Source organism: Streptomyces sp. NPDC058086, from assembly GCF_042885015.1.
Lineage (GTDB): Bacteria > Actinomycetota > Actinomycetes > Streptomycetales > Streptomycetaceae > Streptomyces.
Genome location: NZ_JBHVST010000221.1, coordinates 1 through 5,910, shown reverse-complemented (window position 1 = coordinate 5,910; position 5,910 = coordinate 1). Strand labels below are relative to the sequence as shown.

Sequence of the window (5,910 nt, the reverse complement as noted above, 5' to 3'; positions counted from 1 at the left end):
GGCTGAACGGGTGAGGGTCGCACGCCCGAGGCGAGGGCGTGTAAGCCGTACGGGTGACATTGGTCCGGCGTTGGCCTGCTCGCGCGGGTACTGCCTCAACGTCGGCGCAGCACCGTGGTCTCACCAACCACGTTGACCGGGTTGTCCATCGGCTGCGTCAGCTTGCCCACCGACGCCTGCGGGTCCCGCCGGTGCATCTCTTCTTTTCGGCCGTTGTCCGTGGCGTGCTGGTGAGCGCGGACGATGGTGGAGTCGATGCGGTGTGGTGGCGGTGCGGACACGGTCAGTGGGAAGCCCTCCCCGATGCTCTCGCCAACCCCGCGGACCATGACGCCTGGTACGCCCACGACGAGCAACGCCGCCGCCGACGCGACGAAGAGCGCGAGAGGCAACACCAGGAGGGGGCGGCGGAGAGGGAACACCAGGAGGGGGCGGCGGAGAGGGAACACTGGGCTCGGGCACCTGACCCGGATCCCGAGCCAGGCCCGCGAGGTCGCGCCGTGTGAGCGGTGCGGGGGGCCGATCACGACCCGCTCGGCTACGACCTTGAGTTTGCCCCGCCGGAGGACGGCCGACCGGACCCGTGCCCGCCAACTCCGCGACAAGGACGAGCTGTCGTACCGCGAGATCGCCGCCGCGCTGGACGACGAGGGCATCCGGCCCAAAGCGGCGGGGAGGGCTGGCACCCGGAGACCGTCCGCGGGATGCTCACCAACGCCACCGGCCGGCCGCCAACTCTGCGAAGGCGCACCGCCTAGATGTACTGACCGGGGACATTGATCGACGACGCCGAACGTTTCGACCGTTGCTCGTCATCTATAGCGACCAGTCGCCGAGTCGTCACCGCTCGTGCTGACGAGCGCGGTGCCGACGGACGGCATCCCGGCTGCCGCAGCGTGGTGAGCAATACCGCTGTGTGCCGTTCCGCGAGGTATCGACGACGACGTTCGTGCAGGGGAGAGCGGCGCACCGGCCGAGGCGATGCATGCCCCGAGTTGTCAGGTGCAGTGCAGTGCCGACGCTGAACACGGCGTGCAGCACTCGCGGTAGGTCGTCGTCGACGTCGCGATAGTGCAGGTGCCATCCCTCGCCGTTATGGTCGGTCAGGCGTGGATAGGCAGTAGCGGCAGCCATCTGCTCGTTGAGGATCGCTGCCCGCTGGTTGGGGTCATGGGCGTCGACGACCCGGATCCAGTCGTCGACCACTGCCCGGCAGCGGGTGTGGTCGTCAGGCCGCTCGGGGAAGGGCATCGTCATGCCGAACTCGCGGGTCCGCTCGACGATCCCGGCCCGGGTATCGGGCCAGTCGTCAGCCAAGGAACGGGCGAGGAGTACGGCATACTCGCCGTAAGGGTTGAGATGCATAAGGACATTACACCAGGGTGGGGGCATGTCCCTCACCTCGTTGTCCTCACCCCTCTCTGGTGCGTCCGTCCTTGGGATGGCGCTCACCGCGCTGGCCATGGTGCTGACCCCCGGGCCCAACATGATCTACCTCGTTTCGCGCAGCATCAGCCAGGGGCGCGCTGCGGGGCTCATCTCCCTGGCCGGCACCGGCGTCGGCTTCGTCATCTACATGCTGATGGCCAACCTCGGCCTCGCGGTCGTGTTCGTCGCCGTGCCCTGGTTGTTCATCGGCTTCAAAGCCGTCGGCGTTGTCTACCTGGCCTACCTCGCCTGGCATGCCCTACGCCCCGGAGGGCGAGGCGTGTTTGAGGTCCGCGACATTCCCCGTGACAGCCCGGCTCGGCTCTTCCGTATGGGTCTGGTGACAAACCTGCTCAACCCCAAGGCCGCGATCATGTACCTGACCCTGATCCCGCAGTTCATCGACCCACATCACGGGCATCCGACCGCGCAGGGCCTGACTCTCGGGTCGGTCCAGATCGCGGTGAGCCTGACTGTCAACGCCCTGATCGTCATCGCCGCCGGCGCCATCGCCACCTTCCTCGATCAACGCCCTAGCTGGGCCACTGTGCAACGCCGCGTCACCGGCACTCTCCTGGGCGCCGTCGCACTTCTACTCGCCCGCGAGGTGCCCGCTCGAGCCCAAGTCTGACCTGAAACCGCTACCAAGAACAGGTCGCGCCTTGCGGCACCGGTACTCAGCGGTGCCCCGGCACCCCGACCGCCGTTGACGAATCCGAGGCCCTCCTGGGCCACGCCCAGGAAGGCCTCACCATGTCTCATCCCAATGCTGCTCTGACTCCCCGGCACCGACTGAAGGTCGCGCGTCTCGTGGTCCACGAGGGCTGGCCGATCAGCGAGGTCGCCGCCCGTTTCCAAGTGTCCTGGCCCACAGTGAAGCGTTGGGTCGACCGCTACCTGGCCGACGAGCCCATGCATGACCGATCGTCGCGGCCTAATAGGACTCCGTTAGGTCTATCTCGATCTTGGCGTCGTGTGTGTCCTGGCGGGGAGGGCTTGGCGGCAGGTGGTGCAGACACCGGTCCAGCACCTCAGGACGCCCTGGAGGGCGTCGAGGACTTGGTAGAGGGTGAGACCGGTGCGGGCACTTTTGGGGCCAGGCGCTGTTCGGTGAGGAAGGCGTGGGCGGCCGTCACGAGGGTGACGTGGTGGTGCCAGCCGGGCCAGGACCGGCCTTCGAAGTGGTCGAGGCCCAGGCCGTGTTTGAGTTCGCGGTAGTCGTGCTCGATGCGCCAGCGGACCTTGGCCAGACGGACCAGCTCGGCGATGGGGGTGTCGGCGGGCAGGTTGGACAGCCAGTAGTCAGTCGGTGCGTCGGCGTCGGCGGGCCATTCGATCAGCAGCCAACAGTCGGGCAGGACCCCGTCCCACCAGCCCTGTTCGGCCGAGGCGGCGGCTCGAATCGGACGCTCCACGGCCTTGCCGGCCGGGCGGACGCGCACGGCGGTGAAGCGGGAGCGTAACTCCCCTCGCGAGCCGTTCCGCCAGGTGAGAGGGGTGAATGCCCCCTGCCCGAGGCCGGTGGCCAGGGCTGCCACCGACGGTGCGGCCTGTCGGTAACGCGGCTGGGGCCAGCAGCGGGTGGGCCCGTTGCGGGCCGGGGTCGCGGGCTTCGCGTCGAAGGGGTGGGCACTCACATCCGAGCGGATGGACAGGAGGTAGGCAAGTCCTCGCTCGGACAGCGCGGTCCGCAGGTAGGCGTTGGTGCCGTAGGCGGCGTCGGCCACCACGACCGGCGGTGTCATGCCCCAGGCGGCGAGGGTGTCGAGCATGTCCAGGGCCAGGCGCCACTTCTCGCGGTGTGTGACCTCGGTCGGGATCCGGGTGACGGCCCGGCGGTCGGTGTCCGACGCCCACTCCTGGGCCAGGAACAGCCGCCACTGCAGCGGACACGAGGCGGTGTCGCTCGCGGCGTGGACGCTGACCGCCACCTGGCAGTTGGCCCGCTTGCCCAAGGCCCCGCAGTATTGACCCTGTTGGCGAATTCGTCAGGCCATCACGGGCAGCGCTTCGAGGCGTGACGCCCGGGTTCGTGCCAAGGGCGTGTCGGTGAGCCAGGCGTCAACGCGGAGCAGGTTGAGGGCGGCAGCGGAGAAGATCTGCTGGAGCTGGACCTTGGGGAGGCCGCGGTAGCGGGCGTGTCGAATGTCGGGGCCCCGGACGGCCTGCGAGATCGTTCCCTCCACCCCGGCGCGTCGACGGTAGCTCTCCTTCCAGGCGGTCGTGCCCTGTTCCTGTCGGTGCCGTTGCAGGGTCTCGTGCTCAGCTTGCGGACGTAAGACCAGGTCACGTGGCTCACTCGCCCTCCGTGTGCACTTGCCGCGCACGGGGCATGCCGCGCAGTCCTGGTCGGAGTACCGGATCCGTATGACGGGGCGGCCGCGGCTGTCGAGCTGCTCGCGCCACTGCCGGGCTACCGCACCCCGGGGGCAGACTGCGGTCTGGGCCTGCCAGTCGACGGCGAAGGCGGCGAGGTCGAAGCCTTCATTGGCCTTGGCCTGCCAGCTGGTGTCTGGTGGCATCGGACCGACCAGGCGACCCCACGGTCATGGGCCGCGTCGAGGAGGGTGGCCGCAGCCGTATAGCCGGTGTCGACCAGGTGCTCGTCGGGCAGCAGATCCCGCTGGTCGAGGCGGTCGTGGATCGGCGCGATCATGTTCTGGTCGCTTTGGGAGGCGTCGGTGGTGTCCACGTCGGTGACCAGGTGGGGCAGGTCGGGGCTGCAGTGCTCAGTGAGGTGGCACTTGTAGCCGGTCCACCTCGTGGTCCTCTTGATCGCGTATCGGCACTCGACGTCGTAGGGGGAAGCGATCCGCTCCTGTGAGGAGGGCAGTTCTTCGGTTGCCCGCCAGCGCGGGGAGTTGGCAGCAAGGTCGTACTGCTGCGGCCACACCGCGCGCAGGACCTGCACCGCCTCGAGTTCCTCCAGCACGGCAGGAGCGTCGTCGGCGTCCACCCGGGTCAAGATCACCGCACCGTCGGCCCCCACTGCTGTCGCGAAGGCCAGTCGTTCGGCCTCGGTCTGGGGAAGCCGGTAGTTCTCCACCCGATGCCCGTAGCGGTCGGCCCACCCGGGAGGCATCCAGCCACCGAGCCAGCGCGGGGCGGCGATGGCCAGGGCGTTCAGTGCGGCGCGCACGGTCTCGCCGACCAGCTCCAGTCGGTTCAACACGCGCACCGAGCCCAGCACGTAGGTGGAGTCGGTGCGGGCCGCTCCGCGGCTGCCAAGGAGCTTGTGGTCCTGGCACACCTTCAAGAGCCGGTCGAATACCCGGCGCTCGGCCTTGCCGGCGATGAGCCGGGCACGGAACTCGCACAGCACCGAGAAGTCGAAGCCGGGGTCAGTCAGTTCCAGGCTGAGGGCGTATTTCCATCCGATCCGCTCCCGAACGGCGGTCGCGGCCTGGCGGTCGGACAGTCCCTCAACAAACTGCAGCACGCACACCAGTGCCAACTGCCCCGGCGAGAGGGCCGGCCGTCCGCGTCGTGGGAACAGATCCGCGAAGTCGTCGTCGCGGAAGACCGGCCCCAGGGCGTCTCGCAGGCGCATGCCCAGGCAGCCGTCCGGAAAGGCAGCCCGTGCGACCTGCGCAGTCAAGTCCGGTACCGGAAGGGGCTCGTGGGCACGCAGGGACATCGCCATCACCTCATGGACGTCGTCCCCGCGACTGGTGACCTCAATTATCGCGCCGCCAAGGCGCTGCCCGTGGTGGCCTGACGAATTCGCCAACAGGGTCAGTATTGCGGAGCCACCCCGGCCGACATCCTCCCGTCCTTGGGCACTGACACATCGTCGATCACCCAAGCCGTCGGGCGGATGAGCGGCAGCATCCGCTCGGCGATCCGCCGCTGCACCGGCTCCGGATCCCACGTCGACTGGTTCACGAACTGCTGCAGGTTCTGCTCGTTGCCGTCCGGCAGCCGCGCGGCCATCGCCTGGATCGACTTGCGGCGACCGTCCAGCATCAGCCCCCGCAGGTAGCAGTCGCCCTTGGCCCGCTGGTCCTTCCGCGGCACCGACGCGAACACATCGGCTACGAACAACGCCAACGTCGCCCGAACACGCTTCACTTCATGTGCGTCCACCCGTCCAACCTCCTCCAGGACAAGCATGACAGGAAGACCTAACGGAGTCCTACTAAGTCTTCACCGAGCAAGACGTCCAAGGCCGTGACCAAGCGCTGTGTGAGTTTGCGAATTCGTTTGAGAGAGGGTCCCGTTCAGCTAGCCGTGCGGCTCGACATCGCGCCGTCGACCGTGCACCGCATCCTCACCGCGGCCCGGCTCAACAGGTTGTCGCACGTTGACCGCGCGACTGGCGAGCCAATCCGCCGGTACGAGCACCCGCAGCCCGGATCGCTGGTGCACGTGGACGTCAAGAAGCTCGGGATGTCCTTGAGCTGCGCGGACTGCATCCCGTACCTGACGCTCGTCTTCGAGACATGCCGGTAGGCGTCACGGCGTTCCTGCAACGCCCCGTTG

3 protein-coding genes and 6 pseudogenes are annotated in these 5,910 nt (G+C 68.3%); 3 read left to right on the top strand and 6 right to left on the bottom strand.

Going from position 1 to position 5,910, the window contains the following annotated elements; genetic code table 11:
* Positions 1–95: 95 nt before the first annotated feature.
* Positions 96–449, bottom strand: coding sequence for a hypothetical protein (locus ACFVWD_RS56990; protein WP_389606967.1), 354 nt, complete (start codon positions 447–449; stop codon positions 96–98).
* A 391-nt stretch (positions 450–840) separates the two neighbouring features.
* Positions 841–1,365 carry a CGNR zinc finger domain-containing protein gene (locus ACFVWD_RS56985; RefSeq protein ID WP_389606965.1) on the bottom strand — a complete coding sequence of 175 codons (525 nt, stop codon included), beginning with the start codon at positions 1,363–1,365 and terminating at the stop codon, positions 841–843.
* A gap of 76 nt (positions 1,366–1,441) precedes the next feature.
* Here ACFVWD_RS56985 and ACFVWD_RS56980 point away from each other — a divergent pair, with 76 nt between their 5' ends.
* Positions 1,442–2,059, top strand: a complete 618-nt coding sequence (locus tag ACFVWD_RS56980; protein ID WP_389606964.1) for a LysE family translocator — start codon at positions 1,442–1,444, stop codon at positions 2,057–2,059.
* Between the two features lie 122 nt (positions 2,060–2,181).
* Positions 2,182–2,409, top strand: a pseudogene (locus tag ACFVWD_RS56975) (helix-turn-helix domain-containing protein); the annotation flags it as partial.
* Between the two features lie 50 nt (positions 2,410–2,459).
* Here the strand turns inward: ACFVWD_RS56975 and ACFVWD_RS56970 are convergent.
* The 3 pseudogenes from ACFVWD_RS56970 to ACFVWD_RS56960 form a co-directional block, all read right to left on the bottom strand.
* Positions 2,460–3,398: pseudogene (locus tag ACFVWD_RS56970) on the bottom strand (IS701 family transposase); the annotation flags it as partial.
* Between the two features lie 18 nt (positions 3,399–3,416).
* Positions 3,417–5,065: pseudogene (locus tag ACFVWD_RS56965) on the bottom strand (IS1182 family transposase).
* A gap of 101 nt (positions 5,066–5,166) precedes the next feature.
* Positions 5,167–5,514 (bottom strand): annotated as a pseudogene (locus ACFVWD_RS56960) (transposase); the annotation flags it as partial.
* A gap of 60 nt (positions 5,515–5,574) precedes the next feature.
* On the opposite strand from ACFVWD_RS56960, the pseudogene ACFVWD_RS56955 reads away from it, so the two are divergent.
* Positions 5,575–5,817, top strand: a pseudogene (locus ACFVWD_RS56955) (IS481 family transposase); the annotation flags it as partial.
* On the opposite strand, the pseudogene ACFVWD_RS56950 reads toward ACFVWD_RS56955, so the two are convergent.
* A pseudogene (locus ACFVWD_RS56950) lies at positions 5,808–5,910 on the bottom strand (RNA-guided endonuclease TnpB family protein); the annotation flags it as partial. The pseudogenes ACFVWD_RS56955 and ACFVWD_RS56950 sit on opposite strands and share 10 nt — an antisense overlap.

Bases quoted from the DNA above. Each gene is read 5' to 3' on its own strand.
- ACFVWD_RS56985 (WP_389606965.1), bottom strand. From the start codon at position 1,365: ATGCATCTCAACCCTTACGGCGAGTATGCCGTACTCCTCGCCCGTTCC.
- ACFVWD_RS56980 (WP_389606964.1), top strand. From the start codon at position 1,442: ATGGCGCTCACCGCGCTGGCCATGGTGCTGACCCCCGGGCCCAACATG.